At 66.3% G+C, this 14,103-nt stretch carries 14 protein-coding genes and 1 pseudogene; 13 read left to right on the top strand and 2 right to left on the bottom strand.

Translation table 11 applies throughout. The features are described from left to right. Positions 1 to 91: 91 nt before the first annotated feature. Positions 92 to 695: pseudogene (locus tag ACZ60G_RS34320) on the bottom strand (MFS transporter); the annotation flags it as partial. A gap of 337 nt (positions 696 to 1,032) precedes the next feature. On the opposite strand from ACZ60G_RS34320, the gene ACZ60G_RS34315 reads away from it, so the two are divergent. The 12 genes from ACZ60G_RS34315 to ACZ60G_RS34260 all read left to right on the top strand — a co-directional run bounded on the left by ACZ60G_RS34315 (position 1,033) and on the right by ACZ60G_RS34260 (position 10,554). Further along, positions 1,033 to 2,247, top strand: a complete 1,215-nt coding sequence (locus ACZ60G_RS34315) for a hypothetical protein (RefSeq protein WP_465815404.1) — start codon at positions 1,033 to 1,035, stop codon at positions 2,245 to 2,247. A 370-nt stretch (positions 2,248 to 2,617) separates the two neighbouring features. After that, the gene (locus tag ACZ60G_RS34310) at positions 2,618 to 4,429 is read left to right on the top strand and encodes a hypothetical protein (protein WP_465815402.1); all 1,812 of its coding nucleotides are present in this window, start codon (positions 2,618 to 2,620) and stop codon (positions 4,427 to 4,429) included. Next, entirely contained in the window at positions 4,426 to 5,211 is a 786-nt protein-coding gene (locus ACZ60G_RS34305) for an ESX secretion-associated protein EspG (protein WP_465815400.1), read from the top strand. Before ACZ60G_RS34310 ends, ACZ60G_RS34305 begins: the two co-directional genes overlap by 4 nt. A gap of 12 nt (positions 5,212 to 5,223) precedes the next feature. Continuing rightward, a complete protein-coding gene (locus ACZ60G_RS34300) occupies positions 5,224 to 5,565 on the top strand; it encodes a hypothetical protein (protein WP_465815399.1) in 342 nt (113 codons plus the stop codon). A 28-nt stretch (positions 5,566 to 5,593) separates the two neighbouring features. Continuing rightward, positions 5,594 to 5,893 (top strand): YbaB/EbfC family nucleoid-associated protein, encoded by a 300-nt coding sequence (locus tag ACZ60G_RS34295; RefSeq protein WP_465815398.1) that lies wholly within the window; start codon positions 5,594 to 5,596, stop codon positions 5,891 to 5,893. Between the two features lie 138 nt (positions 5,894 to 6,031). Further along, positions 6,032 to 6,343, top strand: coding sequence for a type VII secretion target (locus ACZ60G_RS34290; RefSeq protein ID WP_387295211.1), 312 nt, complete (start codon positions 6,032 to 6,034; stop codon positions 6,341 to 6,343). Positions 6,344 to 6,345: 2 nt separating this feature from the next. Continuing rightward, complete coding sequence (locus tag ACZ60G_RS34285; RefSeq protein ID WP_465815397.1) at positions 6,346 to 7,629, top strand: hypothetical protein; 1,284 nt, start codon at positions 6,346 to 6,348, stop codon at positions 7,627 to 7,629. 25 nt (positions 7,630 to 7,654) lie between these two features. After that, a complete protein-coding gene (locus tag ACZ60G_RS34280) occupies positions 7,655 to 7,987 on the top strand; it encodes a PE family protein (protein ID WP_465815396.1) in 333 nt (110 codons plus the stop codon). Between the two features lie 29 nt (positions 7,988 to 8,016). After that, entirely contained in the window at positions 8,017 to 8,976 is a 960-nt protein-coding gene (locus ACZ60G_RS34275) for a PPE domain-containing protein (protein WP_465815395.1), read from the top strand. Continuing rightward, the gene (locus ACZ60G_RS34270; RefSeq protein WP_465815394.1) at positions 8,973 to 9,815 is read left to right on the top strand and encodes an ESX secretion-associated protein EspG; all 843 of its coding nucleotides are present in this window, start codon (positions 8,973 to 8,975) and stop codon (positions 9,813 to 9,815) included. The genes ACZ60G_RS34275 and ACZ60G_RS34270 overlap by 4 nt, the downstream gene beginning before the upstream one ends. A 98-nt stretch (positions 9,816 to 9,913) precedes the next feature. Further along, positions 9,914 to 10,216, top strand: coding sequence for a WXG100 family type VII secretion target (locus ACZ60G_RS34265; protein ID WP_465815393.1), 303 nt, complete (start codon positions 9,914 to 9,916; stop codon positions 10,214 to 10,216). A gap of 47 nt (positions 10,217 to 10,263) precedes the next feature. After that, positions 10,264 to 10,554, top strand: a complete 291-nt coding sequence (locus tag ACZ60G_RS34260) for a hypothetical protein (RefSeq protein ID WP_465815392.1) — start codon at positions 10,264 to 10,266, stop codon at positions 10,552 to 10,554. A gap of 86 nt (positions 10,555 to 10,640) precedes the next feature. On the opposite strand, the gene eccE is transcribed toward ACZ60G_RS34260, so the two are convergent. Then, positions 10,641 to 12,371, bottom strand: coding sequence for a type VII secretion protein EccE (gene eccE / locus ACZ60G_RS34255; RefSeq protein WP_465815391.1), 1,731 nt, complete (start codon positions 12,369 to 12,371; stop codon positions 10,641 to 10,643). Between the two features lie 224 nt (positions 12,372 to 12,595). Between eccE and eccB the strand changes: the two genes are divergently transcribed. Further along, positions 12,596 to 14,101, top strand: coding sequence for a type VII secretion protein EccB (gene eccB / locus ACZ60G_RS34250; RefSeq protein ID WP_465815390.1), 1,506 nt, complete (start codon positions 12,596 to 12,598; stop codon positions 14,099 to 14,101). Positions 14,102 to 14,103 lie beyond the last annotated feature (2 nt).

Here is a 14,103-nt window from a genome sequence, read left to right as displayed (position 1 = left end):
ATAGCCACGCTCAACGCACGGCGACCTCGGCATCGGCATCGGCTTGCGCCTCGATTGCGGAGTTCTTCGAGGTCTCCCGCATGAAGTAGTAGATCGTCGACGAGATCGCGATACAGATGAGCAGCGTGCGTCGGCCGATGCGTTCGGCCAGCGGCCGCAGCACCACGAATGCCAACAGCGCGATGAAATTGATCCAGGCCGCGATCGGCTTGGAGATATGTGCGGTATTGATCATGAACGTCTGCATATAGGTCGTGTACGTGTAGAACGCGACAGTTCCGCCGAGGGGGCAGTCCGCAAACAATCAGACATTCGCGCGGGTATTGCAGCAATACCCGCAGCGACCCGCGCGCCTGACGATCGGATTCGGCCTGGAATTGCTCGGATTCATCCATGCTGCGCCGCAACCACATGATCAGCAGCGCACCGCCCGCGCCGATCAGGAACGGAATACGCCAGCCCCAGTTGTGCATCTGCGCGTCGCTGAGAATGTTCTGCAGCACAATCTGCACACCGAGCGCGACCAACTGGCCCGCGGTCGGCGTAGCGGCCGAGCATCCAGCCGCCGCTCGGGCGCATCAGGAAGGCGACCGCGCGTAGACATACCAGTCGTACCACTCGGCGAGATTGCCGAGCGAGCCACGCAGCACGTTGGCAACGACCCCGCGCTCGCCCGTGAGTTGTGTCGTACTCATCGTGAATCTCCTTCTGGCGCCGCACTTACCGCCGTAAAGGCGACGGTGAGCGCAGTCACAACACATTGCCAGGGGTCCACCGATGTTCTAACAGTCCCCTGGGAAAAAGTCCGAACCTAATTCAACTTTTGATAATTCGGCCGTCGAAGTCGCAGATGCCCTGGTCGGAGGCCGGAACGAATTCTTAACAGTCTCTTTAGCTAGTCACCATCAGTAACGCGATGCGGGCGCCGATCCGCGTGCCACTATCGAAAAGACATCGATGGCGACTACGTGCCCGGCACTCGAAACAGCGCGCGATCGGTGAATCGATTGTGTTGGAACAGGAACGAGAGCAATGACTCGAGCATCGCGTAGCGATTCCGTCGTCACCGACCACGGCCGGTACGCCGACACGTTGGTTTCGCGCATCGCGAGCGAGTTGGGGGAACTCGGCCCACTCGGTTGGCAGCGTCTGAACGCGGTATTCGCGTTGACCGTGACCGTCGAGTCGGCGCGCGTCGAGTTCACCGGCGAGCATCGGCCGGTACGCCTGGAAGTCCCGGAGTCGGTGGTCGCGCTGGTACGGCAGTATCGTGCCGAGGTCGCCGCGTCCGGCACCGAGCCGTGGTGGCGACTATTGTTGCGGGCCAACGCATACGGTGATGTCGAGGTCGATTACGACTACGGCGACGAGCCGTTCCCGGCCGACCAGCTCTTCCGCCCGGAGGCGTATCGCGCCGATGTGGCGGCGTATCCGCGGCCGCGACTGCCGGTGTGGTTGGCGGCCTACATGAGTCACCGTGACCGGCAGTGTCGCCGCCCGCGCCGCGCCGTGGCCGCCGCGCTCGTCGACCGGGCGCACGGGGTGACCGCGCGGCCGGTGGATCCGGAACTTCCGTCGTTTCCGCAGTTGTGGGCCCGCTGGTCGATGATTTCGGCCGCGCACGTTGCCGTTTCGTCCGACCGCGGACCACGGGTAGTGCCGTCGAACGGCTGGTTCGAAAGCGGCGGGAACGGCAGCAGCGGCTCCACACTGTATGCCGTGCCGGGCGGCCGGGCCGTGCTCTCGGGCGGAGTATGGGACGCACCGGCGTTGAACGCGGCCTATAACGGCGGCGTCGATCTGCCGAATCTCTATGCGGGAGCGCCGGATTGGGTGACCAACGCGGTGCTGAGCCCGCGCGCGGCCGTCGGCTTGCTCTCGTTCTGCTTCTGGTGGGACGGTCAGCGGTGGTACTGCGGGGAATCGCCCTCGGTGCAGCAGTGCGGTGTGGCAATGCCGGAAATCTGGCAGTCGCACACCGTGATCGAGACGGTGGCCCGGTTACTGTCGGGGGATCCGGGCACCCGAACACGAACCGCGGTGGCGCGCTTGCTGACTGCCACAGAGTGCGGGGAGGTCACCCAAGACCTGTTGGTGGACACCTTCGGTCGCGACAGCGATCTCGAAGCCGCGACGCGTCAACTGTCGGCGGCCGAGCTGCTCGCGCCGCGGCCGAATCGACTCCATGCGATGGGACTTCACTTTTTGGACGGCAGACGTCCATCCGATGATCGAATTGTGCTATAGCCCGAGGCCGGAGGAGGGCTTGTAGAGCTCGATCTGCCTTTGGACACGGAGTCGTACGAAGTCCCTCCGACCGCTGAACGGCCCGAGTCGTCTTCGGTGTCCGAGCGAAAGGGTCGAACTCACCGTCTATCCGCTATGGGATCAGGCTCTCCGGAGTTGGCCGATCTCATCGCCACGGATCTGCGCTGCTCGAAAACCCATCGGACGAACAACCGGAGGGCCCATGAGCGCCAGCATGATTCACGATGAGGTCACCGACCGTTCACGCAGCTCATGGGATGATCGGTGTCGTATGTGCGCGGATGAGGGGCGACGTGAGGGGGCGCACACCGCGCGTCGAGGCAGCACCGAGCGGGACAGGAGTTGACCAATGGCGCCGACAGATGACAAGCCCAATCCGTGGCAGCTCTCCGGGAACGATATCGGCAAGGATTCACAGAATCTGACGGTCAAGCAGAAGAGTCTGCAAACTCTGGCCAAGTACGCCATCGACCTGTACGACGTCTTCGACACCATCGAGGGTTGGACACACTTCGTCGAGAAGGTCGATGGGTTCGGGAATCTCCCCTCCGGCATCGCGCTGCAGGGAAAGTTCCAGCGCGCGGGCCGCGATCTGAACGACCGGGCCAAGAGCCACAAGACCATTCTCCAGGACCTGGCACAGCAGTTCATTACCGCGGGCAAGCTGTACACCGCCGCCGAGGAGGCCAATACCTCCGGATTCGATCGGCTCAGGAATGCCCGCTCCGCCGAACGTCACGGCAGCTGGAGTCTGCCCGCCGACGGCACCACCAAGATCCCGGATTGGGGCGGGAAGACCGGCCGAACCGATAAATACGGCGGACCGCCGGCCGACCTGAAGCAATATGCCAACGAGAAGGACGGACGCGATACCGAACCGGTTCGTCCGGAGCCGGCGAGCATCCTCGATTACCCGACCGCCTTCTCCTGGCACCAATCGCTGATCAACGGGATGGGGCACACGTCCGACGCCTCCGGCATCTGGAGTGATATGGCCGAGCACGTGACGGGGCCGGCCGCGAATCTGGGCAACCAGATGACTGCGATGCAGACCTCGGATGACTGGAACAGCGACGCCGCCGTGAAGGCGGGCGGCGCGGTTCAGGCCTATGTGTCCGGTGTGCAGAACATGGTCGACGGCATGCGCTTGGTCGCCAGTAATCTGCTGAACACCTCGGGCTGGCTATGGGCGGTGCAGGCGAATACTCCCAATATCACGCCGGAAACGGTCGGGACCCAGTACGCGCGTGAGGAAGTCGACAAGGCCAGGCGGATCTTCAACGACTGGTATGTACCCGGACTCGCGGCATCCAGCAATGCGATTCCGCTCATGGTTCAGCCGGTGAGCCCGGTGGTGCAGCCGACCGCGCCGACGCCGTCGCCCAATCAGACCCAGCAGACCGGACCTGGTGGCGGCACCGGCGGGACCGGCAGCGGAAAAGGTGGGACCTCGGCCGCCCAATCGCAGGCAGCTCAGCAGGCGCTCGCCGATCAGCGCAGGGCGACCCAGCAGGCCGAGAAGACCGCGGCCGAGCAACGCCAGCAGGCCGAACAGCAGCGTCAGCAGGCCGAGCGGGAATCCGCGCAGCGCGAGGCCGCGCAGCAGCAGGCCGCGCAGCAGCAGGCGGCTCAACAGGCAGCGCAGCAAGCTGCCCAGCAAGCCAGTCAGTCCGCGCAGCAGGGCCTGGATGGCGTGAAGCAGGCAATGGACCAGGCTGCACAGGCAGCGGCACAGCAAGCGCAGGCCGCCGCGGCCAAGGATATGCAGTCGGCAGGTCTCGCCGGTCTGCCGTCCGCGCTGTCGGGGTTGGGCAAGGACGCGCTCAAAGCGGCCGGCAGTAGTGGCGCAGGTAAGGGCGGTGGCGCAGGCGGCGGTGCGGGTAGCGGTGCCGGAGCCAATCTTTCACCCAATAGCCTGCAGAATTCGAAGCTGTTCCCGCGGGCGGCGGCTGCCGAGATGGCCGCGGCCGCGACGGCGAGCCGCGCGGGCATCGCGAGCACCGGCCAGGCGGGTTCGCCCGGTGGTATGGGACCCGCGGGCCACGGTGCCGGTGGTCAGAACAAGGAACACAAGCGGGCCGCGTATCTGGATTCGGTCGAGCATATCGAAGAAGCGCTCGGCGCCGCGCCAGTCGTCGTCAAACCCGTTGTCGAGCAATGAATCGCACCTGGAAGTTCACCGACCTGGAATTCATCGTCCAGTGGGAGGCGTTGAAGCAGGACTACCTGCCGGAACCATTCGTGTACACCTGTCGCACCTGGGTGAACGAGGACTATGTCCGGGAACAACAGGATGCGCTGGCGCGGCTGCGGCACTCCGGAGATCGGTCGTTCGACGATGTGCTGGACGTGCTGGCCTTCCCGGATCTGCGCATCGTCGCGGAAGGCTACGACCCGGCGGAACCGTGGAAGCCGGACGTGCCGGTTCGGCTGCACGGTGTCCGCCGGGGTGACCGCGGCTATGTCATCTCCGAGCTGTCCGGCGAAACATACTGGCATTCAGGTGATTTCACGATCAACGAATGCGATGCGGTCGATCTCGCGGGTGCGATCGTGCGTGCGCTGCCGGAGGCCGAGCCGGGACGCCGCGCCACCGTGGTGCTGTCCACCCAGGACGACGGGGACGGCATGGATTACTCGCTCGGCCGATCGCCGGTGCACGATTCCTTCGACGATTCGATCGCCGATCGCTCCGCGGAATTCTTGGCACTACCGACATCCTGTTCCGGGACGATCGATGTGATCCAGGGGCGCTCGCGTTTCGGCCCGCGCGGGATCACTCGACATCGGCTGCAGTGGCGCGACATTCGCGACGACGGCCGATATGCGATCGACGACCAGAATCCTCCGGTGGCGCGTGCCACCGATGCGGAACACCTCACCGCGATGATCAATACGCGAGTCGCCGAGGTGGTCCGTGCGATCAAGGACGAGCGAGCCTGAAAGGTGGCCGCCATGGACCGAGCGCATCCGGGTATTCCCGAATGGACCGCGACCTCGCGCAGCGGCGCGATCTCGGTGCGCACCACCGAACAAGGTCTGCCACTGGGTATTTCGGCCGATCCGGCCGAGTTGAAGCGCGATCCGCAGGCATTGGCGGCCGAGGTGTTGCGGTTGTGCAGGCAGGCGGCCGAACGGGCCGGGATGGCGCGTAGGGCGGAGTTGGCGGCGGCGGGAGTGCCCGCGGAGATGTTGGCGCTGAGCGGGTTGCCGACCGCCGAAGATGTTGCGCGCCAGGAATTAGCTGATGAGCAGGAGTACGAGACCGAGCCGGATAGCTGGTTGCGTCAGGTGTAGTTCCCGTTGTCCGAGAGGAGTTTTCATCGTGTACGAGACCATGGACGAACTGATGGCCGGCGTGCAGCGGCGGCTGTATCGGATCCGGGATCTGACCGACGACATGGCCGGAGTGCGCGGTCGGGAGACCGCGCAGGACGGTTCGATCACCGTTGAGGTCGACGGCAACGGAGCGTTGCTCGATCTGCGGTTCTCCCAGGCTGTTTCGCGGATGACACCAGCCGAATTCGAGTCGACGCTGGTAGCGACAGCGGCCGCTGCGGTGCGGCAGGCATTCGAGCGACGTAGTGAATTGGTCACTGCCTTCAACGAGGAAGTTGCCGAGTAGACACCCGACGTTCACGCTGTCCCCGTAAAACTTTTGTCAAGAACCTTGAGTTTGTGCAAGTTTGCTGTCGGGCTTTGCAGTTCGATCGATAGGTTCGATGAAGAGTCGGTCAATTCCATTACGGGATGGGGGATCACGATGAGCGAACTCGTGGCAACGCCTGATGCGATTCGCGCGTACGGGGACTCGGCGGTGGCCATGGCCACCGGTGTCGCGACGGCCGGTGCGTTCGACCAGGTGGCAACCGTGGCGGCGGCCGCGCCGGTATTCGGCTTGATCGGCCAGGACTTTCTGATGGCGTTCGCCTACGCGCAGTCCAATCACGTGAGTTCGATGTTCGAGTTGGCCGGTGTGCACGCGGGTACCGCGCTGACCGCGCATCAGGGCGCCGCTGCCTATGAGGCGGCCGAGGCGGCATCCGGCACCGAATTCGGCGCTGCCGGCGTCTAGCAATGACTGCGCCGCTCGACCCGTCGATCGTGGATCTGCTGCGCGGCAGTGCCCTTGCGCCGCTGATCGATCGACCGGTCAACGACATCCTGAAGGATATGGGCCTCGGCCCGCTTCCGGAAATCTCCGGGCTGCCACCGCTGCCCGAACTGCCGCCGCTGCCGGTCATCGATCTAGCCGCACTGGCCAGGCCGCTCACCGATATGGCGAGCGGTTTCGGCACCGGAAATCTCGGCGTGCCCGCGGGCGGCGGACCCGATCCGACCAAGGTGCTTTCCGATACCGCGCAGGCCGCGCAGACCGCGATCCAACTCGGCACCCAGGCACTGCAGACCGTGATGTCGCTGTGGCAGGGCTTGGCCGCGATGCAGGCCGCGAACAAGTCCGGACAGGCCGCGGAGAACGGCGCGGAACTCGCCACGCAGAGCGCGCAGGAGAAGGCGTCGCTCGCCGGTGGCGCGACCTCGGTTGCGACCGGCGGCGCGCTGATGGCCTCGGTCATCGCCAAATACATGGCCACCGTGGCCGCGGCGACGCCGTGGCTGGCAACCGGTGGCGGACAAGCGTTTATCGCGGCGGCGACGGTAGAGGCGATCACCGAGGGCATCGCGGTGGTGACGAAAACCCGGGTCGAAATGACCGCGCATTCGGCGAATATGACCGCGGTCGGCAAGAAGGTCAAGGTCACCGATGCTCCCAAGGGCGTCGACTCGATGCAGCAGGTGATGCAGCTGCTCACCCCGCTGATGACCATGGCGCAGACCGGCGCGCAGACGCTCACCCAGGTGGCGACGCAGAACGCGACGCAGGCACAGAAACTGCAAGCCGACGCCATCGCGAAGGAGCAGCGCGAGGCTACGGAGAAGGACGAGACCGAGCACGGCGCGTCTGGTGGTGGCGCGAGCGGTGGCGGTGGCGGTGTGGGCGGTATCGGCGCGGCCCCGATATCGACGCCACTGAGCCCGTGGAGTGGACCGCGCACCGCCGGACTCAGCGGTATGCCCGGTTTCAATGCCACCGGAACCGGTTCCGCGGCAGTGGAACCCGCTGCCGCCGTGCGTGGCACCACCGGTGCGCCGGGCAGCCCGGGCATGATGCCCTACGGCGCGGCTGGCGGGGCGGGTGCGCGCGGGGCGGGGGATGCGGGCGGAGATATGCCCGGTTTCCTGGTCAATGCCGAACACGGCGAAGAGGTCGTCGGACCGATCGAGGGGGTCTCGCTGCCGGTGGTCGGCGCGACCGAACAGATCTCGGAGCCACCACCCGATAAGGAACTCACCCTTTAAGGGTTCGTTGATTCAGGAGGTTGCGATGGCAAGCGGCGGTACGGATTTCGATGGAGTGATGTTCGATCCGGCGGCGGCCCGGGACGCGGCCACCCGGCTCGACGGACTCGCGGCGCGACTGGAAGCGGAACTGCGCGAGGGCTCGCCCGCGTTGACAGTGCCGCCGGCCGGCGTCGACGAGGTTTCGGGGCGCGCGGCGCAGACGATGAACGATGTCGCGGCCTCCTACGGCCAGAGTGCGACCGCCGGAATCGTCGAATTGCGCAAGCTGGCGGCGACGCTGCGCGCGCAGGCCGCACAGTTCGGTCGCGCCGAGAACGACAGTGTCGCCGACTTCGGCGTCCTCGGCGCGGCCTGACACCACAGCGAATACGACACGGAGCCACCATGATCGAACCACCGCAGCCCGGTTTCACCGGTGTGGTCTGGGGCGCGCGCGAGCCGGATCGGCTGGCGCGTGAACTGTCCACCGGTCCCGGCGCGGTACCGATGGCCGAGGCCGGTGCCGCGTGGACCCGGCTGGCCGCCGGATTCGGTACGGCGGTCGCCGAATACGAACTGATCGTCGCGTCGATGCGCGGTGCGTGGCAATCCACCACGAGTGGCCCGGTGCTGGACCGGATTTCGCGGTTGCGCGATTGGCTCGCCGATGCCGCGACGGCCGCGGGCAATAATGCGGTGCGCGCCGAAACCCAGGCCGCCGCTTATGAATTGGCCCGGTTGACGATGCCGCATACCGCCGAGATCCAGGCCATCCAGGCGGTGCAGCGGATGCTCGAATCGATCGGCGGCGCGCTCGGCGCACCGCTCGAGGCGGTGGCCGCCCAGGCCGACACTGACGCCGATATGGCGAAGGCGGCGGCCGCACGGGTGATGCAGACCTATGAGGCGGCGACCGAACCGCTTGCGACACCGTGGATTCAGCAGGATCCGCCGGTAATCGCCTCGCCCGCCGCGCTGGCGGCCGAAGAAGCGAGCGCACCGGCGGCGGCGCTGCCCGCGATCACGCCCGGGATGTTCATGCCGGGCGGAATCGGTGCGGTCCCGACGCTCACGAAGTTGCGGCCCTATCGGGCACCGGTCTTCACCGAAGCATCCGCGCCGGTGGAAGTGACCACGCCACAACCGGTTCCGACCACCACCGCGAGTTCCAGTGCGCTGCCGATGGTTCCCGGTGCGATGGCGGCGGGCGGCGGAGCCGAGGAGGAGGAATACGCCCCCCGCGCGGCCGCGGTGACCGGCGACGCCATCGGTGCCGATCTCGGTATCGCCGCCGCCCCGGCGGTGCTCGGCGCTCCGGAAGCACCTGCGGCCACCGGTCGGACGGCATCGGGAGGCGCCGAATGACGACCATGACCAATGACGGTCTGCTCGCGGTGGCCGAGCGACTCGGAGTCCAGACCTTGCCGCTGGTGCTTTCCGTTGGACCACAACAGGATTCGTTCGACGCCTGGGCCGAGGCGCAGCAGCGCGCGGTGACCCAACTGGTCGGCGCGGGCGTGCTCGACGCCGAGGGCGATGTCGACTCCGAACTGGCCGATGCCATGTTCACGCTGGCCCAACCCGATCGTGAGCTGGTCGCCCGCATCTATGCGACCGGGCCCGACGCAACGCCGGCCGTGACCCGGATCTGCCTGGCCCGCCGCGGCGAACAGCATGCCATCGCGGTGCGCACCGGCGACACCTTCGACGTGCGGACCGTCTGGGCGGACGGGTCGGGCGCGGCGCTGGTGCGCCCGCTGCTCGAGGCGCTCGGAGCCGGAACACCGGCGGAGGTGACCAACTTCAGCGCGCTGTCGAGCGAATTGAGCGAGCGACTCACCGCTAGCGACTGCTTGCAGGTCGCTCGAAACAACACTGCGGCGCAGACCTCCGAGGACTTCGCGGACGCCGTCTACGCGTTGGGCGTCGCCGATCGTGACGCCACCGCCTACGGGCTGGCCTTCGCCTCCTGCCATGCCTTCGCCGAGATCGTGGCCTACGCCCATCTCGACGGTGCGACCACCCGGCCGCCCGGTGCGGTCGCGGTCTATGACACCGGACGCGGTCGCATTGTGGCCGCGCCCGGGATTGCTGCGGATCAGCAGGTCTGGTCCACGGTGACACCGGGCACCGATCACCGTATCGCGCAAGCGATTTCGGCATTGATCGAATCACTGCCCGGGGGAAGGTGGCTTCCGCAGTAGACCCTGAGGGCGCGCAGTAAGTCAGCCGCCGACCTTCCGGCGATGTCACCCGACATCGTTTCCGGGCATTGGAATCACTACACGAGAGGGTGTCCACGATGAGTGGTGAAGGTGTACACGTAGACGAGGCGACCGCGAAGAAGGCCGAGGAGTTCATGGCCGCCGCGGTCGACAACATGCAGCGCACGCTGAAGAAGATCGATGACGAGGTCGCCGCGGCGACGCACTGGGAAGGCGATGCGAAGGCGGCGTTCGTCGCGGCCTCGACCAACTGGGCCCAGAACTCCCAGGAACTGCACAAGAAGCTCAACGCCATTACCGAGCAGGTCGGTCACGGTACCCAGCAGTACATCCAGATGGAGCAGGAGAACCGCGAAGGTTTCGAGCACATCAGCCTGTAATCACGTGGGCCGACACATTATTCAGTCTTCGATTCGGAGGTAACACCATGACTATGGCATACGCCAAGGGCCCGATGACGGCTCTGTTCAACGATCTGGTCACTCTGCACGGCGACCTGGTCAAGTACGGCAGCGACATGGAGGACGCGGGCGGCGTGCTCAAGGTGGCGTGGGAGGGCAACGTGGCCCACGCCGACTTCAAGCGGGTCTACGACGCCTGGCACTCCCAGTACGGTGACACGCTCACCTCGCTCAACAATGTCGCCGCGGCGGTGGAGAATTCGCTGCACCGCGCGCTCGGCACCGACAGCAAGATCGGTGACGGCTTCGGAGCCTGAAACACCGTAGCGAGCGCGTGCGGGCGCTCGTCAAGACACGGCCGGTCCAGAGCATCATGCTTCCGGACCGGCCGTGGTGCGTTCGATTACCGTGCCGCGGCGAGGGATTCGCCGATGTACCACATCTCGTCCGGAGTTGTGACCATATTGACCGTCGCGCTGGCCGTCGAGGTCCGCACCGTGATCAGGTTGGGAGCCGAAATATCCTGCACCAGAACGATATCGGCATCGAACTGCCCAGCGGGCTGCTCGGGCGCGCGAACGTGCACGATGGTCGCGCCACCGGTCAGCGCGGTGGGGGCGATACCGTCGAAAACCACGACGGTCGCGGCGGGTATGGGCCCGCCGGGCTGCGGTGGGGCGACGTGATGCCCCGCACCAGCGAACCGGGGTGCCAGCGAGAGCGAATGCGGCGCATCGACATTGGCGACCATGGACTGCCAGGCCTCGGGCCGGTCGGTGTGCACGATGGTGTGTGCGCCGAGGGCGATGGCCCGCAGGATCACCTGCTGGGCCAGATCCAATCGGCCGATCACCTCGAGATGTCTGGTGCCGTCACCGATCAACGGCACCGCGATGCCCTGACCCGCACTGTCGGCGCCGATCAGCTGACCGCAACCGGCGGTCGGCACGACAATGCCGTCGAGCGCGGCGAGCGGACCGCGGTAGTCACCGGCGTTGTCGCCGTCGCGACGAGTAGTGCGGGCGGGCAGGCAATCCAGCAGTGCACGGAATTGCTCACCCGGCAGGGTGCGCAGCCCGGGCACCGGCGGCTCGACCGGTTCGGCCGCGGTGTCGAAGCGGACCAGCGCGCCCAGTCTGATCGGCGGAGAACCGGTTTCGCGAACTTCGCCGGGCCGCTGCGCACCGGGGCGCAGGCGCACGGTGACCGTGGTGGTCAGGCTCGGGGTGGCCCAGATATCGGCGAAGCCGCGCGACCCGATCAACTCCGGGCCGATCTCGTAGCTGGTGAGGTACAGGCCCTGGTGCACCAGCGATTTCGGGGTATCGACGAATCCGTCCAGTGCGATACCGCGGGTGAGTTGGCGCACCGCGCTGTTCATCTCGCCTGCGGTGAGCACCGATACCGAGATGTCACGGCCGGCGAGTCGATTGGCCACCCGGCGGGTCGCGATGATCGCGGTTCGCAGCGCACCCGCACCGCCGCCGCCGCGGTTGTCCACGGCCTCGGCATTGGCGAGCGGATCCAATCGCAGCACCAGCCAGACCGTGCGATGCGCGATGGCGGGCAGTGGGCCGAGGATGCGATCGTAGAGTTGGGCCACCGGGCCGCCGCCCGCGGTCCGCGCGCCGGTGCTGATCACATCGATCGAGGCCAGGTTGATATCGAATTGACTGAGGCAGCGGCCGATTTCGGTGAGCGGGAGCACCTGGTCGGTGGACAGCGAACCGCGCCGCAGCAGCGTCAGCGCATCCGGCGGCGGATCGATGCGCAGCATGGTGAGCAGCAGATTGCCGTCCCAGCGCACGCCGAAACTGCCGCCCTCGGGCAGCGGTACATCGAAGGCGGCCTGGCCGGTATCGGCGGGGCCGGGCCGGGCCCGCCGCCAGCGAAAGGCGATTGTGCGCGCCAGCATGCCGACGATATTGCGTGGCTCGCGACGACGCACCGGTACCGCGCCGGCAATGAGAACGACCGCGGCGACCGCGATAACGGCGACCGTCGGCGTATGCAGCGCCGTTGCGATCCAGGCCGCGATCGCGGCAAACAGTGCGAGCGGAATCATGAGTCGCAAAGGCATTTGACGCAGCAGCCAGAATTCCGGATCACGTAACGTTGTGTGCGTCGCGTTCACGGAGTTTTTGTTTCCGGTTAATTCACGCGTGTTCGCTCCGGAGTCGGTATCGCGTTTGTTCACAGTCCCGTCCCCGATAATCAGACCAGTATTGCGATAACAGTACCGCGCCACACCGGTGTTCGTGGATGGGAAATAGTTTGCCCAATTGTCGCTGGATTGACACCGTGGCGCCGAACGATACTGTAATTATCCTGTCCTTCCCGTAGTTCGATGGAGACCATGTGCCGGCTCAGCTGACCACCAAGGCCCAGGTCAACGGCTACCGTTTTCTGCTGCGCCGACTCGATCACGCACTGGTCCGACGCGATGTGCGGATGCTGCACGACCCCATGCGATCTCAGCTGCGTTCGATGCTCGTCGGCGCCACCCTCGGCCTGCTCGTGGTAGCCGGCGCGGCCATCCTGGCCTTCCTGCGGCCGCAGGGCGCGATCGGCGACGCGAACATCGTGATCGGCAAGGACAGCGGCGCGCTGTATGTGGTGGTGGCCGAATCCGAGGACAAGAAGGACGACAAACGCCTGCACCCGGTGCTCAACCTGGCCTCGGCCCGGTTGATCAGCGGTAGCAACGAATCACCCAAATCGGTGAAGGATTCGAAGCTTTCGTCGATGCCGCGCGGTCCGATGCTCGGTATCCCCGGTGCGCCCGCGGCACTGCCCGGTTCGACCCAGGGCGGCCGCTCGGACTGGTCACTGTGCGAAACGGTGCAGCTCTCGATCACCGGCAGCGCGGCCGCGGCGACCGGCGTGGAAACCGCGGTCTTCGCGGGCAAACCCCGACTGGACGAACGCATTCGGACCCTCGGCCTATCGGATGCATTGCTGGTGCGGCGCGCCGATAAGACCTACCTGATCTACGACGGCAAGCGTGCGGAGGTCGATCCCGGCAACTCGGTGCTGGCCCGCGCGCTGAACCTGGCCGGGCACAAGCCGCGGCCGGTCGGCACCGGCCTGCTGGATGCCGCCATCGCGGTTCCGCCGCTGGCCGTGCCGGATATTCCGAAGGCCGGACAGCCTGGCCCGGCAAAGCTTTCCGATGTGCCGATCGGCGGTGTCATCGCGGTCGGCGGCACCGGTCGGACCGATCAGTCCCAGCTGTATGTGGTGCTCGGCGACGGTGTGCAGCCGGTCACCGATTTCGCCGCGCAGGTCATCCGCACCGCGAATTCCCAGGGCATGCGCGAGATCAAGGCCGAACCGCCGGACGTGCTGACCAATATGCCGGTACTGCACCAGCTTTCCCTCGACCACTTCCCGGCGACCACCCCGAAGATCGTCTCCGCCGAGGACGCTCCGGTCACCTGTCTGAGCTGGGCAAAGGGCCCCGAGCCCGCCAACGACGCGACCGAAAGCCCCACCGACCGAGCCGCTGTCACCCTGCTCGCGGGCAACCGACTGCCGCTGCCGGGTTCGGCTGAACCGGTGAGTTTGGCCACCTCCGACGGCACCGGCGATCGGGTCGATTCCGCCTACATCCCACCGGCTTCGGGGGAGTTCGTGCAGGTAACCGGAACGGAGCCGGGCAGTTTGCGGCGCGGTGGCCTGTTCTATGTGGCGGACAACGGAATCCGCTACGGCATTCCGGATATCGCCACCGCCCAGGTGCTCGGACTCGGCAGCGAACCGCGCCTGGCTCCCTGGTCGATCATCGGTCCGCTGGTGCCGGGACCGACGCTGTCGAAGAACGATGCGCTGGTCAAGCACGATATCTTGCCCGTCGGAAACTGAAT

It is taken from the genome of Nocardia sp. NPDC102475 (assembly GCF_055584605.1).
This window is presented reverse-complemented; position numbering and strand designations above follow the sequence as displayed.

Coding starts and splice junctions, on each gene's coding strand:
- ACZ60G_RS34265 (WP_465815393.1), top strand. CDS start 9,914: ATGAGTGGTGAAGGTGTACACGTAGACGAGGCGACCGCGAAGAAGGCC.
- ACZ60G_RS34310 (WP_465815402.1), top strand. CDS start 2,618: ATGGCGCCGACAGATGACAAGCCCAATCCGTGGCAGCTCTCCGGGAAC.
- ACZ60G_RS34275 (WP_465815395.1), top strand. CDS start 8,017: ATGATCGAACCACCGCAGCCCGGTTTCACCGGTGTGGTCTGGGGCGCG.
- ACZ60G_RS34285 (WP_465815397.1), top strand. CDS start 6,346: ATGACTGCGCCGCTCGACCCGTCGATCGTGGATCTGCTGCGCGGCAGT.
- ACZ60G_RS34300 (WP_465815399.1), top strand. CDS start 5,224: ATGGACCGAGCGCATCCGGGTATTCCCGAATGGACCGCGACCTCGCGC.
- ACZ60G_RS34270 (WP_465815394.1), top strand. CDS start 8,973: ATGACGACCATGACCAATGACGGTCTGCTCGCGGTGGCCGAGCGACTC.
- ACZ60G_RS34260 (WP_465815392.1), top strand. CDS start 10,264: ATGACTATGGCATACGCCAAGGGCCCGATGACGGCTCTGTTCAACGAT.
- ACZ60G_RS34305 (WP_465815400.1), top strand. CDS start 4,426: ATGAATCGCACCTGGAAGTTCACCGACCTGGAATTCATCGTCCAGTGG.
- ACZ60G_RS34280 (WP_465815396.1), top strand. CDS start 7,655: ATGGCAAGCGGCGGTACGGATTTCGATGGAGTGATGTTCGATCCGGCG.
- ACZ60G_RS34315 (WP_465815404.1), top strand. CDS start 1,033: ATGACTCGAGCATCGCGTAGCGATTCCGTCGTCACCGACCACGGCCGG.
- ACZ60G_RS34290 (WP_387295211.1), top strand. CDS start 6,032: ATGAGCGAACTCGTGGCAACGCCTGATGCGATTCGCGCGTACGGGGAC.